The sequence below is a fragment of the Chryseobacterium nakagawai genome (assembly GCF_900637665.1).
Classification (GTDB): domain Bacteria; phylum Bacteroidota; class Bacteroidia; order Flavobacteriales; family Weeksellaceae; genus Chryseobacterium; species Chryseobacterium nakagawai.
In genome coordinates this window covers 1,262,865-1,278,177 of record NZ_LR134386.1, presented here as the reverse complement: position 1 = coordinate 1,278,177, position 15,313 = coordinate 1,262,865, and the positions used below count along the sequence as shown (strand labels likewise).

Here is a 15,313-nt window from a genome sequence, read left to right as displayed (position 1 = left end):
CAAATCATGAAAAAATATGCTTTCTTCTTTTTTTTATCAATCGCTTTACAATCATGTGTTTATTGCCCTATTAAAAAAGATTACGGGATTTACAGTAAATCATTGGTGTTTTCAAAAGACAAAAAATGGTTGATTAACAACATCAAAACGGGTGTAGACTCGCACCACAGAGAAATGATGAGTAAAGAAGCAATGCAGCTATTTCAAGATTTAAGTAATGGGAATGCTTTTGATTTAAAAATGGCCAAAGCTGAACATATAATTCAAAACAGTATTCCGTTTGAGCCTGAAGTGGAAGATCTTGAGACCTTGAAAAACAGTTCTGATTTTAATTTTCTGGTTAACATTTATACCATGAAGCTTCGTAGCTCTCTAGACCGTTCCATTGGTGAACTGGATGACTATAAGAAAAATGAAACCTTTGCGATGATGGATGTTTATGATATTAAAACCATGAAAAAAATATATTCATTGAAAGCGTCTTCCGAAGTTTCACTGGAAAAAGGTGAAAAGGCAACCATTTTTACTCCGACAAGTGAAATGATGACGATGAAAAACTTCAGAAGCCTTTTAAAGTCAATAAAAAAGAATGCGGTAAAAACCGAACAATAATTCAATAAAAAAGGAGTGAAAATTTCACTCCTTTTTTATTGAAAAGCAATATTTATTTTAATATTATATGATTCCTGCAACGAATACCAAATAATTATTTAGTATTCAATGTTTTTGAAACGGTAATTTTTCCCTTTTCTGCAAACTCAGTTATTTTACCGTTTTTATCAATGGAAACATTTAGGTTATCATTTTTGGAATCATAGTAAACGGAAGTAGCATATCCAGGGCAATCATGCTGTTTACATCCATGAAGTTTATAGATTCCACCTTCAGATACAATAGGACTTTCTACGTCGAAATTTTTTATCATTTCATCATAATCTTTTCCTACCAATTTTTTCAATCTTTCAGTCAGGCCTTTGTCTTCAAATAATTTGACATCATGAGGATACTTTCCATCATTTTTGGTAATAATTTCAACTGGAACTGCTGCTGAAGAAGCAGTAGCCGTTACTGAATCCATCTTTGCACTAACAGTAGAATCTTTTGGCATTACGGTAGCCAGCGTATCTGTACTTACAGAAGATTGAGTGTTGGTTTCTTTTTTACAGGAAATAACAGTTCCTAATAACAACAGCGCTAATGCGCTCGTAATCGTTTTTTTCATAATAAAATTTAGTATAGTGGTAATTTATTACAACGTGATTCTAATAGATTTATTTTAAATCACTTACATTTTGAGCACTGTTTCTGAAGACTTCTTATTTTAGATTTTTAACTAAAAAATCAATACACTTTTCTGTTACAATGTTCAGATCTTCCGGCAACGTAGAGTCTGTCCAGGGTTCTTTAGCTCCAAAGGTATGATTTCCATTCTCAATAAGAAAAAGTTCTGAATTCGGGTTAAGAATATGAAGATGCTCCGCGTGCTTTACGTCTACGGCTTCATCCTGCGTCCCATGGATAATCAGCATATAAGCTTTAGCCATTTCTGCAGCCCGTTCTACATCAAAACGGTGTATATTCTGCTCATAATCTTCATAAAACTGATAGTAATGAGGCATTTCTTGTTGAGTACGTCCATTCAAAGCATAATAAACACCTTCTTTCTTCCATTTTTCAAAAAAATCACCTGTGGGAAAACGATCCAAGGTATCTACGCTGGCCAGAGTAATCAATCCGTTGATTCTTTCATCCTCAAAAGTCTTAATAATGGAAATCCCTCCTCCTCTGCTGTGCCCCACCAGGATAATCTTTTCAGGATTTACATGCGGATCCAGGATAAAATGGTCAATAACAACCCCTAAATCAGACAATTCTTTGGTATAATTATTATTTCCAAAGGCTTCAAGATCGCCAAAATGATGAGGGTCATCTACAGTGGTTCCATTGTGAGAAAAATTAAACTTTACAAAGAAAAAACCTTCTCCTGCAAGTTTCTCTCCCATTAAATCCCATGCTCCCCAATCTTTATAGCCTTTATACCCATGAACAAAAATGACCAAAGGCTGTTTTTCTTGAGTATCACTATAAAAAGCATCAGCAAGAAACCCTTTTGTTTCTTTATTTTCTAAATAAATATTCTTTTCCCTAATCAGATTCATAAAACAACAGGTTTTAATTCAATATTCTCAATATTTAAAACTCTAATTTAATTTGAAATTTATGAAAAAAATTATTAAAAAATAACCTTATTTTTGCTACATGCAGAATTTAAGAACAGTAACGGTAATGCGTTACATTCTGCCATTGAGAGAGGGAGGCTCCCTTCCCGCTTTGGCAGAAGCTGATGATGACTTTAAGTATGTCTTAAAGTTCCGTGGCGCGGGCCATGGAGTTAAAATGCTGATCTCAGAATTTATAGGCGGAAAGATTACAGAAGCGTTGGGTCTAAAGATTCCTGAATTGGTTTTTGTTAATCTTGATGCAGATTTCGGAAGAACAGAAGCCGATGAGGAAATACAGGATCTGCTAAAATTCTCAGAGGGTTTAAATCTCGGGTTGCATTACCTTTCCGGTTCCATCACCTATGATCCGGGAGTGAGTGTAGATCCGCTTCTGGCCTCAAAAATAGTATGGTTAGATGCCTTTATTACCAATATTGACCGTACATTTAAGAATGCCAATATGCTGATGTGGAATAAAGAGCTTTGGATCATTGATAACGGTGCTTCATTTTATTTCCATCATTCATGGCAGAATTTTGATGCAGCGGCTAAAACTCCGTTCAAATATGTGAAAGATCATGTTCTTCTTCCAAAGGCTAAAATGCTGGATGAAGCAGATAAGTTTGCGCATGAAGTACTGAACGAAACTCTTTTCAGGGATATTGTGAATGCTATTCCTGAAGATTGGCTGCACTGGAACGATGCGGATGAAACTCCCGAAGAGATTCGTGAAATTTATTTTCAGTTTCTGACAACCCGATTAGAAAATTCTCAAATCTTTGTAAACGAAGCCAAAAATGCAAGAGGATAAAATATACGAATATGCGGTAATACGCTTGGTACCAAAAGTTGAGAGAGAAGAATTTTTCAATATCGGATTGGTCATGTTTTCTAAAAGGGAAAAGTTCATCCGCGTGGAATTCTATTTATGTCCTGATAAATTCAAGCTGATGCACAGCAAACTGGACTATGATGATATCACCCAAAACCTGGAGAGCTTTCAGAAAATTGCCAATGGAGATAAGGATGGCGGACCTATTGCTCAGTTTGATATTCCTGAACGATTCCGTTGGCTTACTGCTGTAAGAAGCGCTGTTGTACAAACTTCAAGACCTCATCCTGGAAAATCTAAGGATCTAAATACCACTTTTGGTAAACTTTTTGAGGAGTTAGTAAAGTAAGATTCCCTCAAAAAAAATAATATGAAATCATTTAACTCCATATCAATAAACAGGTTTTTTATAAGCCTGTTTTTTATTGTGTTCTTAAGCTCTACCCAAATCGTCTTCTCCCAGACATTTTCTCAGTCCCCTGAAAAAGTTAAACGGGCAAAAAGTACACTTCTCCCAGAAATAGCAACAATTTCTGAGAATATTGTTTATAAAACTGGTAAAAAAGGAGATTCTTTAGCTCTGGATTTATACACTCCAAAGAATATTCCCGGTAAACTTCCGGTACTCATCTATGTTCACGGAGGTGGATGGATAGAAGGCAGTAAAGCCGTTTATGCTGACAATTATCTTGAAACAACGATTGCCAAACTGATGGAAAAGCAATATGCCGTGATCAGTATCAATTATACCCTTCTGAATGATAGCACCCACTTTCCTCTTCCTTTGGAAGATACCAAGGATGCGGTACGATGGGTAAGAAAGAATGCTGAAAAATATAACTTCGACACCAATAATATTGGTCTATTCGGAGCCTCAGCTGGAGCACACCTTTCTCTCGTAGCTGCTTATACTCCAGATGACATGTTCAAAGGAAGTCCTGACCTTTCACCTTATTCAGCAAGAGTAAATTATGTAGTTGACCATTACGGACCTGTTGATCTGAACAAACTTTTTCATACCAAACTGGGAATAATTCCGGTAGCCATGATTGGAATGGTTTCAAAAAAGATTGTTAATTTACAGCAAGGCTTGGTAAAAGGAATCTCAGGATATGATTTAACAAAAGATCAGGATAGAGCCATCGATTATCTAAAAACTATATCTCCTGCAACCTATACAGAAACGGGAGTTCCGACTTTAATTGTTCAGGGGAATAAAGATAAAATAGTTCCTCTAAGTCAATCTAAAAAATTACACAGAAGACTTAAACGCGCAAAAGTAGAAACTTCTTTAATTATCATTGATAATGGAGTTCATAGTTTTTCTACAACAGATAAAGCAGCTCTTGATACAATGACAGATCAAACGGTAGACTTTATCGTTTCTCAAAAAAATAAAACTATACATTAGATTTACCAAAATAACCAGAACCCCCGCTATTACAAATACGATCAAAAATAAAAGGACAAATCTGCTAGATTGATATACATATCATCTGTTTTTATTAAAAAAATAATTACCTTGGCTAATATTTGATTCATTTTCAATAAAAAAGCCAATACTTTAAATTATTCACTTAAAAAAACTAAAGGACATGGATTTCCTGAACAATATCAATGCGCTTACTCTTATTTTTACATCGGTACTTATTTTTGCTATAGCCTATAGGTTTTATGGTATTTTCATTGCCAACAAAGTACTTAAACTTAATGATCATCACACCACTCCCGCAGTAGAATTTGCAGATGGAAAAGATTATGTAGCAACGAATAAAAATGTACTTTTCGGACACCATTTTGCTGCTATTGCTGCCGCTGGACCTCTTGTGGGACCTGTTTTGGCTGCTCAATTCGGGTATTTGCCCGGCGCTCTTTGGATTTTAATTGGGTGTGTATTGGGCGGAGGAGTGCATGACATGGTTGTTTTATTTGCTTCAGTTCGGCATAAGGGACAAAGCCTTGCTACCATTGCTTCGAAAGAAATTGGTAAAACAACCGGAACAGTAGCCGGTTTTGCCATTTTATTCATATTAATTCTCACATTGGCAGGATTGTCACTTGCCTGTATTAATGCGATGCACGAAGCCTCATGGTCATTATTTACCGTAATCATTACAATGCCTATTGCCATCATCATGGGGCTGATTATGCGTTATAAAAAAAATAGTGTTCTTTTTGCCAGTATTCTGGGAGGAATCCTATTAATTGCCGGAATTATCGGTGGGCATAGTCTTATGCAGAATCCTACCCTGAATAATTTATTTTCATGGGATATTAAAACCATTTCTATTGCTATACCTCTTTATGGTTTCCTGGCATCAGTATTGCCGGTCTGGCTGCTTTTAGTTCCGAGAGATTATCTTTCAACTTATCTTAAAATCGGGACGATCATTATGCTAGCCATTGGCGTTATTGTCATCCATCCTACTGTACAGATGCCAGCTATTACAGCATTTGTAAATGGTGGTGGCCCTGTCATTGGAGGTCCTGTACTTCCCTTTATTTTTATTGTGATTGCCTGTGGAGCAATTTCAGGATTTCATGCAGTGATCGCTACCGGAACAACTCCTAAAATGCTCAACAAAGAAAGAGAAATTCTTTTCGTGGGATATGGTGCCATGCTGGTAGAAGGTTTTGTTGCACTCATGGCTTTGATTGCTGCCTGCACCCTGATGCCTGGCGACTATTTCGCCATCAATACCCCAAAAGAGGCCTATGATTCATTCCTGGCAACGCATCCTTCATTACATGGAGTAGACATCGATTATTATTCTCAAAAAATAGGTATTGACCTTTATGGGAGAACAGGCGGTGCCGTATCTCTGGCAGTAGGAATGGCTCATATTTTTAACAAAATTCCTTATATGGATCAACTGACCGCCTACTGGTATAATTTTGCCATTATGTTTGAAGCTGTATTTATTCTTACCGCCATTGATGCAGGGACCAGAGTGGGACGCTTTTTCTTACAGGAGATGTTGGGATCTGTTATTCCGAAATTTAATGATAAAAACTGGGGTCCCGGAATTATAATCAGCAGCTTACTATTTACTTTCGCTTGGGGATATCTGGTGTATACCGGAAATGTAAGTAGTATCTGGCCGTTGTTTGGTATCAGCAACCAGCTACTGGCCGCCTGTGGACTTATTGTATGTACCACAATGCTCATTAGAATGAATAGAGGTAAATATGCACTCTGTTCAGCGATTCCCGGTGTTTTTATGGCAATCATAACTTTCTGGGCTGGATATATTCAGGTAGCTAGCATTTATATTCCTAAAAAGCAGTATCTATTGGCTGCTTTAGCTGTAACGGCAATGATACTGATGCTGATTGTTTTCATAGGAGCTTTCCGAAAATGGTACCAGCTTCTTCAGATCAATACAACCGAGATTGATTATTACGGTGAACCGGTGAAAGAGCTGGTAGAGAGATAATATGCTTTCTCCAAAATCTGTTAAAGGTTTTTGCTTCCTCTGATAATTTTTATACATTTGTTTTGCTTTAGGGGTATTCTGAAAAGAATTGAGAGAGTCCCTTTGAACCTGATACGGCTTACACCGACGTAGGGAAAAGCAAAATGACATGATACTTTATGTCTTTTGTTTCGGATTTTTTCCTAAAGCTATTTTTATTTTTAATGATAACAATGGAAAAAAATCTTTGGCAACAAGTTCAGCTTGTAAGACAAAAGTCTCCTCTTGTTCATAATATTACCAATTATGTAGTAATGAACAATACAGCCAATGCTCTTTTGGCTGCAGGAGCTTCTCCGATTATGGCACACGCCCACTCTGAAATCAAAGAAATGATCAATATAGCCCATTCGGTGGTTATTAATATTGGTACCCTTGATGAATACTGGGCAGAATCTATGCTTATAGCTGCTGAAGTGGCAAATACACATCATAAACCATGGGTACTGGATCCGGTAGGGGCAGGAGCCACCTCTTTTCGTGATCAGACATTGCATCAGCTGTTACAGTTTCATCCAACAGTGATCAGAGGTAATGCTTCTGAGATTATTGCTCTTGCCCAAATCAATAAAACAGCTACTAAAGGAGTAGACAGTACAGCAGAAAGTAATGACGCTGTTGAAGCAGCACACATTCTGGTTAACCAATACAACGCTATTGTATGTATTTCGGGTGAAACGGATATTATCCTGAACCAAAATCAATCTATACAAATCAAAAACGGACATGCTCTCATGACCAAAGTAACGGGTCTGGGATGTTCTGCAACAGCATTAATCGGAGCATTTATAGGTGTTACGGAAGATACAATATCTGGAACTACCGCTGCAATGTCATTATTGGGAATAGCAGGCGAAATGGCTGTTCGTGAAAGTAAAGGCCCAGGCAGTCTTCAAGTCAACTTGATTGATAAACTCTACAACATTACAGAAGAAGAATTTAACGGTCATTTAAAAATTGAAAGATCATGAGTATAAATACTTTCCCTTACTCATTATACCTGGTAATTTCTGAAGCAGATTGTATGGGAAAAAACTTCCTGGAAGTTGCTCAACAGTCCATATTAGGAGGTGTGGATATTATACAGCTTCGTGAAAAAAATGACAACAATGAAATATTCCTTCAAAAAGCCAGACAGCTTATTGAAATTACAGATAAATATGGTATTCCTCTTATCATCAACGATAATATTACTGTTACTGAAAAAGTAAATTCGGCAGGAATACACGTTGGCAACAGTGATGCAACTCCTCGGGATCTAAGGCAGCGGCCTTTGATCGGGAATAAAATGATTGGTTATTCTATAGAACACCTGACTCAGCTTGGCAACGAACAAACTGCAGTAGCCGACTATCTGGGAATAAGCCCTGTTTTTAAAACAAAAACCAAAACAGATACTATTATAGAATGGGGATTGGAAGGAATTACTCAAATCAGGCAACTTACAGAAAAACCTTTGGTCGCAATAGGCAATATTCATCTGAAAAATGCAAGAGCAGTAATTAATGCCGGAGCAGATTGTCTTGCAGTAGTTTCCGCAATATGCAGTGCTGCTGATCCTCAAAAAGCAGCGTATGAATTAAAAAATGAAATTGTAAAATGAAAAAATACAAATATCCTTCCGTATTAACTATTGCAGGTTTCGACGGAAGCGGCGGTGCTGGTATTCAGGCTGATATTAAAACAACTTCTGCTCTAGGTTGCTTTTCCACATCTGTATTAACAGCCTTGCCTGTACAAAATACGCAGGGAGTAAGAAAAATATATCCTATTCCCGTAGAGGCAGTTGCTGACCAGATCAAAGCCATTTTGGATGACATTGTTCCCGATGCAATAAAAATTGGAATGGTTCATACGCCTCAACTGGTAGAAACCATTGTTTCCACATTAGCAGAATATCCTAAAATACCTATTGTCTTTGACCCTGTAATGGTTGCCACCAGCGGACATCGTTTAATTGAAGAAGAAACCATCACAGCACTCACTGAAATGCTTTTCCCCATTGCTGATGTTATCACTCCCAATATGGATGAGGCTGCAATTCTAGCAGATATGAAAGTAGAAACTTTAGAACATTTATACACCGCCGGAAAGAAAATTAAAAAACTGGGGTGTAAAACAATTCTTCTTAAAGGTGGTCATCAGGAAACCTCAACGATTACGTCACTGTTTTATGATGAACATGAGAATTTTCATTCTTTCGAAACAATAAAATTTGACACGAACAATACTCATGGTTCCGGTTGTACACTTTCTTCAGCAATAGCAGCCTATATTGCTCAGGGAAAATCCTTATATAATGCTGTTTCACTGGGACAAGAATATATTTATCAAGCCATAAAAAACGGCATAGATGTGCAAACAGGGCTAGGAAATGGTCCTCTTAATCACTTTTTTAATCCACAAAAACTTATCAAAAAATGAAATGGTCTGAACAAACCTGGAATGCTATAGAAAAACATTATCAATCCATCCTTGATATGCCTTTTATCAAAGAGCTTTCTGATGGTACCCTACCACAGAAAAAATTCCGTTTTTATATGGCTCAGGACTCTTTATATCTGGAGCACTTTGGAAGAACACTCTCAATCATTGCTGCAAAGATTACTGATCTTCAGGATGTACTCACTTTTATGCGTTTCGCTGAAAATGCCATTGTAGTAGAAAATGCCCTGCATGAATCTTACTTCAAAGATTTTGGTTTGAGTGATAAGGGGGTTTTAGAACCTGCTTGCCATCATTATATTCACTTTCTGAGAAGTACGGCAGCTCTGGAATCTGTGGAAATTGCAGTTGCCGCAGTTCTCCCCTGCTTCTGGATTTATCGTGAGGTTGGAAATTATATTTACGAGATTCAAAACACGGTTAACAATCCCTATGAAAAATGGATCGCCACCTATGCTGGAGAAGAGTTTTCAGCGGCAGTGGATCAGGCTATTGCTATAGGTGATAAAATAGCAGAAAATAGTACTGAAGAAACCAGAAAAAAAATGACTGAAGCTTTTATTATGGCATCCAGAATGGAATTCCACTTCTGGGAAGCTGCTTACGAATTGAAAAGATGGAAGTAAAGAAGAGACAGAATACCTCAATCATCCATTATGTTTATCAACCACTACAACAAAAAAACGGAACCAACTTTTGATTCCGTTTTTTTATAGATATAAAATTTGATTAAAAATTGAAATTAAGTCTTGTGAAAACATATCGTCCATTCTGCCCAAACTGTGAAGTTGAGCGCGAGTAAATAAACTGATCGTTATTACTTGAAGCCGGTAAATTTTTAGTAGGATAAATATCAAACAGGTTATTGACACCTACCGTTAACCCGATATTTTTGGTAAACTGATACGCTGCTGACATATCGGTGATAATCTTATCTCCTATTGTTTGATGCTCATTAAATCCTATAATTCCATCTCCGTTAGCATCAAGAACATCGGCACCTGTTACTTTTCCGAAATAAGTATTTCTAAGATAGAAACTTGCTCCTTTCCATGTTAATGTGTGAGAAAGGCTGGCTTTTACTCTTGGGACTGCTTCTTCCAGATAGATTCTAGATTTTTCAGAGAAATAGACCTTTTCAAGAGCCGGAGATTTCAACAGCCCTGCTGAATGAATTTCACCTACCTGCTTGGTCTGGTTCAAGTTGATCGCAAAATTATTGTCCAGTTTTATGCCTGAAAATCTTGCGTTATGGGAAATAACAATATCCAACCCTTTTGTTTCCGTATCGATTGCATTGGTGAAAAACTGAGCTGCATTTACATTTAATTTATCAAATTCTATTTGAGCATCGGTAGGCACATCTTTTCTTAAAAACTGATCGGTAAGAATGATTCTGTTATCAATTTTAGTAAAATATCCGTCCGCTGTGAATGTCAAATTCACTGATGGAATTTTATACGTAAATCCTACACTTGCTGACTTTGAGGTTTCCTGTTTAAGTTTTGGGATATTCAATTGTCCTGCTAATCGGGAATCATTGCTGTATGTTCCTACTTCCAGAAGCTGTCCTCCTGTAAATAAGGTAGAAGTTACATTATAGTAAATCTGGTGTATAGACGGAGCCCTAAATCCTGTAGACCCTGCAAATCTCACATTAAAATTAGGAGCTACTTTGATTCTTGAAGCTAATTTATAATTAAAAGTAGATCCAAAATCCGAATAATTCTCATATCTCGCTGCTGCATCCACTAAAAGCCAGTTGGTAAAGTTTAACTCTACATCTGCATACGCTGCCAACGACTGTCTATTCTTATTCACCGCATTTTCAGGTTTGAAACCACTGAATACTTGTGAACCTCCTGGCAAAGAAGCTCCAAAAAAGTCTGTAGGCCTTGATGTAGTATTATTCCATGGATTTCCTAAAACATCATAGGTAGTATATGATGCTTCTTCACCAGCAGTCATTTTAAAATTCTCAAAACGGTGCTCCCCTCCAAATGCTACATTCAATCCCTCCAGAACATCATATTTTTTAGAGAAATCTAAATTGATGGTATTTTGGGTAAACCTTAATCCTCCTGCATCAAACTCATTAGGAGAAGCAAATCTTAAAGAAGTGTTTCCGGTATTTCTGATATTGTAGGTAAAGGAGTTTTGTCCAAAGGTATTGCTGAAATCAATATTCCATCCTTCCCATTTTCCTTTAATTCCTGCTGCTAATGAAATATCCTGAATATCGGTTCCTATCTGTGGCAGGTAACCGCTTGGATATAAGCCTGTAAAAGTTCTGCTTTCCCTCGGTCTTCTGTAAAATCCTCCGGAAACTCCATGCCTTAAACTGTATCCTCCAAAAGTATACACCTTCCAGTTATCACTTACAGGTACCTCAGCATTGATAAAAAGCTGGTGATTATTAAGTTTAGACTGCCCTACCTGCATGTTGAAATCTTTTCTCGTCTGCCCTCTGTAAGCAAGTTCCTGATCGGTGATATAATTCAAATAATTGGTCGTAAACCTGTTAGGATCCGACAAAACTTTCTGTAAAGCGGAAATAGAATTAGCTCCCTGTATAGCAGTTTGTAAATCCTGAGAAAAATAACTTACTTCTGGTGCATATTGGTGAATATAGTTTACAATTTGCTGAGAATTTGGAGTATTTCCAATATCAGTAAAAAGAGAAGAAAGATTGACTCCATTTTTCAGAGCACGCTGTTCAATAGCATTATAAGCATTATAAATAGGTGCATTTTCTGTTCCTGCCCTGTACGTAGGGTTTCTAAACTGTGAAGACCAGGTAATATTGAAAAAACCACCTTTGGTTCCTATTTTATTTCCATAGTTCAGGTCAAGCTGAATATTCTGTCCGTCAAAATTTCCGGTATGATCGTTCGCTGCAGGCGTTAAGTTTCCGCCATAGCTAATCTGACCTGCTAATTTTCCTGTATCTCTTTTTAATTCAAGGTTCATCACTCCGGCAATCGCATCAGAACCATATTGTGCGGCCGCTCCATCTCTTAAAACTTCTATTCTATTTAAAGCAAAAGAAGGAATAGCATTTAGGTCGGTTCCTACAGTTCCTCTTCCCGGTGTTCCGTTTACATTGACCAGTGCAGAAGTGTGTCTTCTTTTTCCGTTGACCAATACCAATACCTGATCCGGTCCCAATCCTCTCAACTGGGCAGGATCCAAATGATCTGTTCCATCCGAATTGGTTTGAACAGTAGAGGTAAAAGAGGGTGCAATGGCATTTAGAATTTGCCCGATACTTGACTGGGGAAGTACAACTGAAGCTTCCTTCAGGTTGAATACATCTACTGGTACCGGACTGTCTGCTTTTGATCTTGCTCCTGCTCTGGATCCAAGGATAACAACTTCTTCTACTTTATTGGTTGAGGCAGTGTCTTTTTTTGTTGTAATATTGTCTTTCTCTTGCCCATAGGTGAAAACTCCTAGAAAGAATAGAACAGAAGCGGAAAGAATAGTTTTTTTATTTCTCATATCATTCATCAATTTGATTAAACATTTATGTTTTTTGCAGGTGCAAATGTAAAGTATATTTATTAGTCTACAAAATCAATAGACTTTGTTTTTGTAAAAAATGATTATCATTTCTTTCTATCCCTCATTTAAAATTACTACTTTTTCCAATAAGATAAAGGTATTTAATAAAAAAAAACGGACTCAAAAATGAATCCGTTTATCGTATTTTTAAAGGCTATTTTAAAGCATTAAATCTTAATAAGTTTAGCATATTTCAGAATCAGGTTCTTCTCTCCTTCATGCATGAATACAACTTTTGCTTTGATATTCTGAGGATCTGTCCCATCCAGGAAAGTAACTTCCCCAACGCCGAAACGATCGTGTCTCACTTTATCTCCCACTTCAATATCCTGAGAGGAAGCTCCACTTGGATTGATGATTTTGGCAGTGCTTACCGGTTTCAATTTTCTTACTTCCTGAGCAGGTTTTGAATTATCTTCACTTCTATTAAGTGTCTTTTTCTCTACCTTTTTGAAAGATTTTAATTCAGATGGATGTTCATCAAAAATATTGGATTTTACTCCAGAATTATTGATAAATCTTTTTTCCATAGCCGGATTAAGGAATTCTATATACTCATCATCAATTTCACTTAAGAATCTTGAGGGTTCTGCATCTGTTATTTTTCCCCACTGGAAACGGGAAACTGCATAAGAGAAGAATACTTGTTTTTCAGCTCTGGTTAATGCTACATAAAACAATCTTCTTTCTTCTTCAAGATCTTCTCTGGTTGCCGAGCTCATGAAACTTGGGAAAAGATTTTCTTCAAGCCCTACCAAGTGTACAACAGGGAACTCTAAACCTTTGGAAAGGTGAATGGTCATTAAAGAAACCATATCATCTTCTGATTCCTTATCCTGAGTATCTGCAGAAAGTGCAATATTCTCAAGGAAATTAGAAAGGCTCGGGTCTCCGTCTTCCAGCTGTATTTGTTCTTCGATAAACCCTTGCATTGAGTTCATCAATTCCTGAACGTTTTCTACTCTTGATATCCCTTCAGGAGTTTGGTCATCTTTTAAAAACTTAATTAATCCACTTCGTTTAGCTACTTCCATAGCCACGCTGTAAGCCGTTTCTGTCTTTAATAATACCTGGAATGCTTTAATCATTGACCAGAAATCATTCAGCTTATTTAAAACTCCATTATTAAGTCCTAATTGAGGAGCATACATAGGCAGACTATCCAGCACTTTTGAAACAGAAAGGTTTTGAGCGTCTGCAAAAACGATCAATTTGTTCTGCGTAGTTTCTCCAATTCCTCTAGCCGGATAGTTAATAATTCTCATCAATGCCTCTGAATCATTTTCATTGATTAAAAGACGTAGATACCCTATTAAATCTTTAACCTCCTTTCTTTGGTAAAATGAAAGTCCTCCATACACCTTGTATGGGATATTTTTACGTCTCAGTGCATCTTCAAATGCTCTGGTCTGAGAATTGGTTCTGTATAAAATAGCAAAATCGCTATACTTTCTCTGATCACGGTTACGAAGCTCCCAGATATTTCCAGCTACAAAGTTCGCTTCATCAGCATCAGAAAGGGAACGGTATATTTTAATTTTATCTCCTTCCTCGTTATCACTGAAAACATTTTTCTTAAACTGCTGTAAGTTTTTAGCAATAACAACATTCGCTGCATTTACAATGTTTTGTGTGGAACGGTAGTTTTGTTCCAAAGATACCGTGATGGCATCCGGGTAATCCTTTTTAAAATTCAGGATATTATAAATATTGGCTCCACGGAAAGAGTAAATAGACTGGGCATCATCCCCTACCACACAGATATTTTCAAATTTAGAAGCCAGTGCTTTCACAATAAGATACTGGGAGTGGTTAGTATCCTGGTACTCATCTACCATGATATATCTGAATCTATCCTGATATTTGGCTAAAACTTCCGGAAAACGGGTCAATAACTCATTGGTCTTTAATAACAGGTCATCAAAATCCATTGACCCATTTCTGAAACAGGCTTCAACATATTTTTGATAAATCTGCCCGATAAATTTCATATTTGCTTTTTCATCAGCTTCCATCAGTTCCGGATTGTTGAAATAAGCTTTTACTGTAATCAGGTTGTTTTTATAAGTAGAAATTCTTGCCTGAACTTTTTTGGGTTTATAAAGATCTGCATCGATATTCATATCCTTCAATACTTTTTTAATCACATTCAGCGCATCCTGCTGATCGTAAATGGTAAAGTTGGAAGGATACCCAAGATTATGCCCTTCAATCCTTAAAATTCTGGCAAAAACGGAGTGAAAAGTTCCCATCCAAAGGCTTCTTGCATTGCTGTCTCCTACTACCTTTGCGATACGGTCTTTCATTTCACGGGCCGCTTTATTCGTAAAGGTAAGGGCAAGGATGTTGAAAGGATCTATTCCATTATAGATAAGGTGAGCAATACGCATCGTAAGCACACGTGTTTTACCAGAACCAGCCCCTGCAAGCACCATCAAAGGTCCTTGTAAAGAGGTAACGGCTTCATATTGTGATTCATTGAGTCCTTTCAGATAATCCATACAGCAAAAAAATTTTTGGAATGACAAAATTAAGATATTCAGAGGAGAATTCAAATTATGAAATGTCAATAGTCGATTTTGCTTCACAAGTGAATCATGAATGATTGTAGGGGCAAAAGTTGACAAGCATCATGAATTGGCTTAATCTTGGGCTTTGCCGATATTCTTAAATGTGAATCGTGAATGATTGCAGTCTCAAAAAATTGACAAGCGCAGCGAATTGACTATTCACTATTGATTTATCAGCTTTCAAAATTTGTGTAACATTTAATT

The 15,313-nt window shown here is 36.9% G+C and carries 13 protein-coding genes and 1 riboswitch; of the genes, 9 read left to right on the top strand and 4 right to left on the bottom strand.

The window, feature by feature from the left end; all coding sequences use genetic code 11:
* The first annotated feature begins 6 nt into the window (after positions 1-6).
* A complete protein-coding gene (locus EL260_RS05795) occupies positions 7-612 on the top strand; it encodes a hypothetical protein (RefSeq protein WP_123859258.1) in 606 nt (201 codons plus the stop codon).
* Positions 613-706: 94 nt separating this feature from the next.
* Here the strand turns inward: EL260_RS05795 and EL260_RS05790 are convergent, their stop codons facing one another.
* Both EL260_RS05790 and EL260_RS05785 read right to left on the bottom strand, forming a co-directional pair.
* A complete protein-coding gene (locus tag EL260_RS05790) occupies positions 707-1,222 on the bottom strand; it encodes a hypothetical protein (protein WP_123859257.1) in 516 nt (171 codons plus the stop codon).
* Between the two features lie 94 nt (positions 1,223-1,316).
* On the bottom strand, positions 1,317-2,159 hold the full coding sequence (locus EL260_RS05785) for an alpha/beta hydrolase family protein (RefSeq protein WP_123859256.1): 843 nt from the start codon (positions 2,157-2,159) through the stop codon (positions 1,317-1,319).
* A 100-nt stretch (positions 2,160-2,259) separates the two neighbouring features.
* Here EL260_RS05785 and EL260_RS05780 point away from each other — a divergent pair, with 100 nt between their 5' ends.
* The 8 genes from EL260_RS05780 (at position 2,260) to tenA (ending at position 9,601) form a co-directional block, all read left to right on the top strand.
* Positions 2,260-3,033 carry a HipA family kinase gene (locus tag EL260_RS05780; protein WP_123859255.1) on the top strand — a complete coding sequence of 258 codons (774 nt, stop codon included), beginning with the start codon at positions 2,260-2,262 and terminating at the stop codon, positions 3,031-3,033.
* Positions 3,020-3,403: a DUF3037 domain-containing protein gene (locus tag EL260_RS05775; protein ID WP_123859254.1), complete on the top strand. Its 384-nt coding sequence runs from the start codon at positions 3,020-3,022 to the stop codon at positions 3,401-3,403. Before EL260_RS05780 ends, EL260_RS05775 begins: the two co-directional genes overlap by 14 nt.
* Before the next feature lie 21 nt (positions 3,404-3,424).
* On the top strand, positions 3,425-4,465 hold the full coding sequence (locus tag EL260_RS05770; protein ID WP_123859253.1) for an alpha/beta hydrolase: 1,041 nt from the start codon (positions 3,425-3,427) through the stop codon (positions 4,463-4,465).
* Positions 4,466-4,649: 184 nt separating this feature from the next.
* On the top strand, positions 4,650-6,491 hold the full coding sequence (locus tag EL260_RS05765; RefSeq protein ID WP_185145898.1) for a carbon starvation CstA family protein: 1,842 nt from the start codon (positions 4,650-4,652) through the stop codon (positions 6,489-6,491).
* Positions 6,492-6,550: 59 nt separating this feature from the next.
* Positions 6,551-6,643: riboswitch (TPP riboswitch) on the top strand.
* A 60-nt stretch (positions 6,644-6,703) separates the two neighbouring features.
* Complete coding sequence (gene thiM, locus EL260_RS05760; protein WP_185145897.1) at positions 6,704-7,501, top strand: hydroxyethylthiazole kinase; 798 nt, start codon at positions 6,704-6,706, stop codon at positions 7,499-7,501.
* Positions 7,498-8,133, top strand: a complete 636-nt coding sequence (thiE, locus tag EL260_RS05755) for a thiamine phosphate synthase (protein WP_123859252.1) — start codon at positions 7,498-7,500, stop codon at positions 8,131-8,133. Before thiM ends, thiE begins: the two co-directional genes overlap by 4 nt.
* Positions 8,130-8,954 carry a bifunctional hydroxymethylpyrimidine kinase/phosphomethylpyrimidine kinase gene (gene thiD, locus EL260_RS05750; RefSeq protein WP_123859251.1) on the top strand — a complete coding sequence of 275 codons (825 nt, stop codon included), beginning with the start codon at positions 8,130-8,132 and terminating at the stop codon, positions 8,952-8,954. Before thiE ends, thiD begins: the two co-directional genes overlap by 4 nt.
* On the top strand, positions 8,951-9,601 hold the full coding sequence (gene tenA, locus EL260_RS05745) for a thiaminase II (RefSeq protein WP_123859250.1): 651 nt from the start codon (positions 8,951-8,953) through the stop codon (positions 9,599-9,601). The genes thiD and tenA overlap by 4 nt, the downstream gene beginning before the upstream one ends.
* Before the next feature lie 103 nt (positions 9,602-9,704).
* Here the strand turns inward: tenA and EL260_RS05740 are convergent, their stop codons facing one another.
* Both EL260_RS05740 and EL260_RS05735 read right to left on the bottom strand, forming a co-directional pair.
* A complete protein-coding gene (locus EL260_RS05740) occupies positions 9,705-12,476 on the bottom strand; it encodes a TonB-dependent receptor plug domain-containing protein (protein WP_228445332.1) in 2,772 nt (923 codons plus the stop codon).
* Positions 12,477-12,706: 230 nt separating this feature from the next.
* Positions 12,707-15,040 (bottom strand): ATP-dependent helicase, encoded by a 2,334-nt coding sequence (locus EL260_RS05735; protein WP_123859248.1) that lies wholly within the window; start codon positions 15,038-15,040, stop codon positions 12,707-12,709.
* Between the last annotated feature and the right edge of the window lie 273 nt (positions 15,041-15,313).

Bases quoted from the DNA above. Each gene is read 5' to 3' on its own strand.
- EL260_RS05740 (WP_228445332.1), bottom strand. From the start codon at position 12,476: ATGAGAAATAAAAAAACTATTCTTTCCGCTTCTGTTCTATTCTTTCTA.
- EL260_RS05775 (WP_123859254.1), top strand. From the start codon at position 3,020: ATGCAAGAGGATAAAATATACGAATATGCGGTAATACGCTTGGTACCA.
- EL260_RS05795 (WP_123859258.1), top strand. From the start codon at position 7: ATGAAAAAATATGCTTTCTTCTTTTTTTTATCAATCGCTTTACAATCA.
- EL260_RS05735 (WP_123859248.1), bottom strand. From the start codon at position 15,040: ATGGATTATCTGAAAGGACTCAATGAATCACAATATGAAGCCGTTACC.
- EL260_RS05785 (WP_123859256.1), bottom strand. From the start codon at position 2,159: ATGAATCTGATTAGGGAAAAGAATATTTATTTAGAAAATAAAGAAACA.
- thiD (WP_123859251.1), top strand. From the start codon at position 8,130: ATGAAAAAATACAAATATCCTTCCGTATTAACTATTGCAGGTTTCGAC.
- thiM (WP_185145897.1), top strand. From the start codon at position 6,704: ATGGAAAAAAATCTTTGGCAACAAGTTCAGCTTGTAAGACAAAAGTCT.
- EL260_RS05780 (WP_123859255.1), top strand. From the start codon at position 2,260: ATGCAGAATTTAAGAACAGTAACGGTAATGCGTTACATTCTGCCATTG.
- EL260_RS05790 (WP_123859257.1), bottom strand. From the start codon at position 1,222: ATGAAAAAAACGATTACGAGCGCATTAGCGCTGTTGTTATTAGGAACT.
- EL260_RS05765 (WP_185145898.1), top strand. From the start codon at position 4,650: ATGGATTTCCTGAACAATATCAATGCGCTTACTCTTATTTTTACATCG.
- EL260_RS05770 (WP_123859253.1), top strand. From the start codon at position 3,425: ATGAAATCATTTAACTCCATATCAATAAACAGGTTTTTTATAAGCCTG.
- thiE (WP_123859252.1), top strand. From the start codon at position 7,498: ATGAGTATAAATACTTTCCCTTACTCATTATACCTGGTAATTTCTGAA.
- tenA (WP_123859250.1), top strand. From the start codon at position 8,951: ATGAAATGGTCTGAACAAACCTGGAATGCTATAGAAAAACATTATCAA.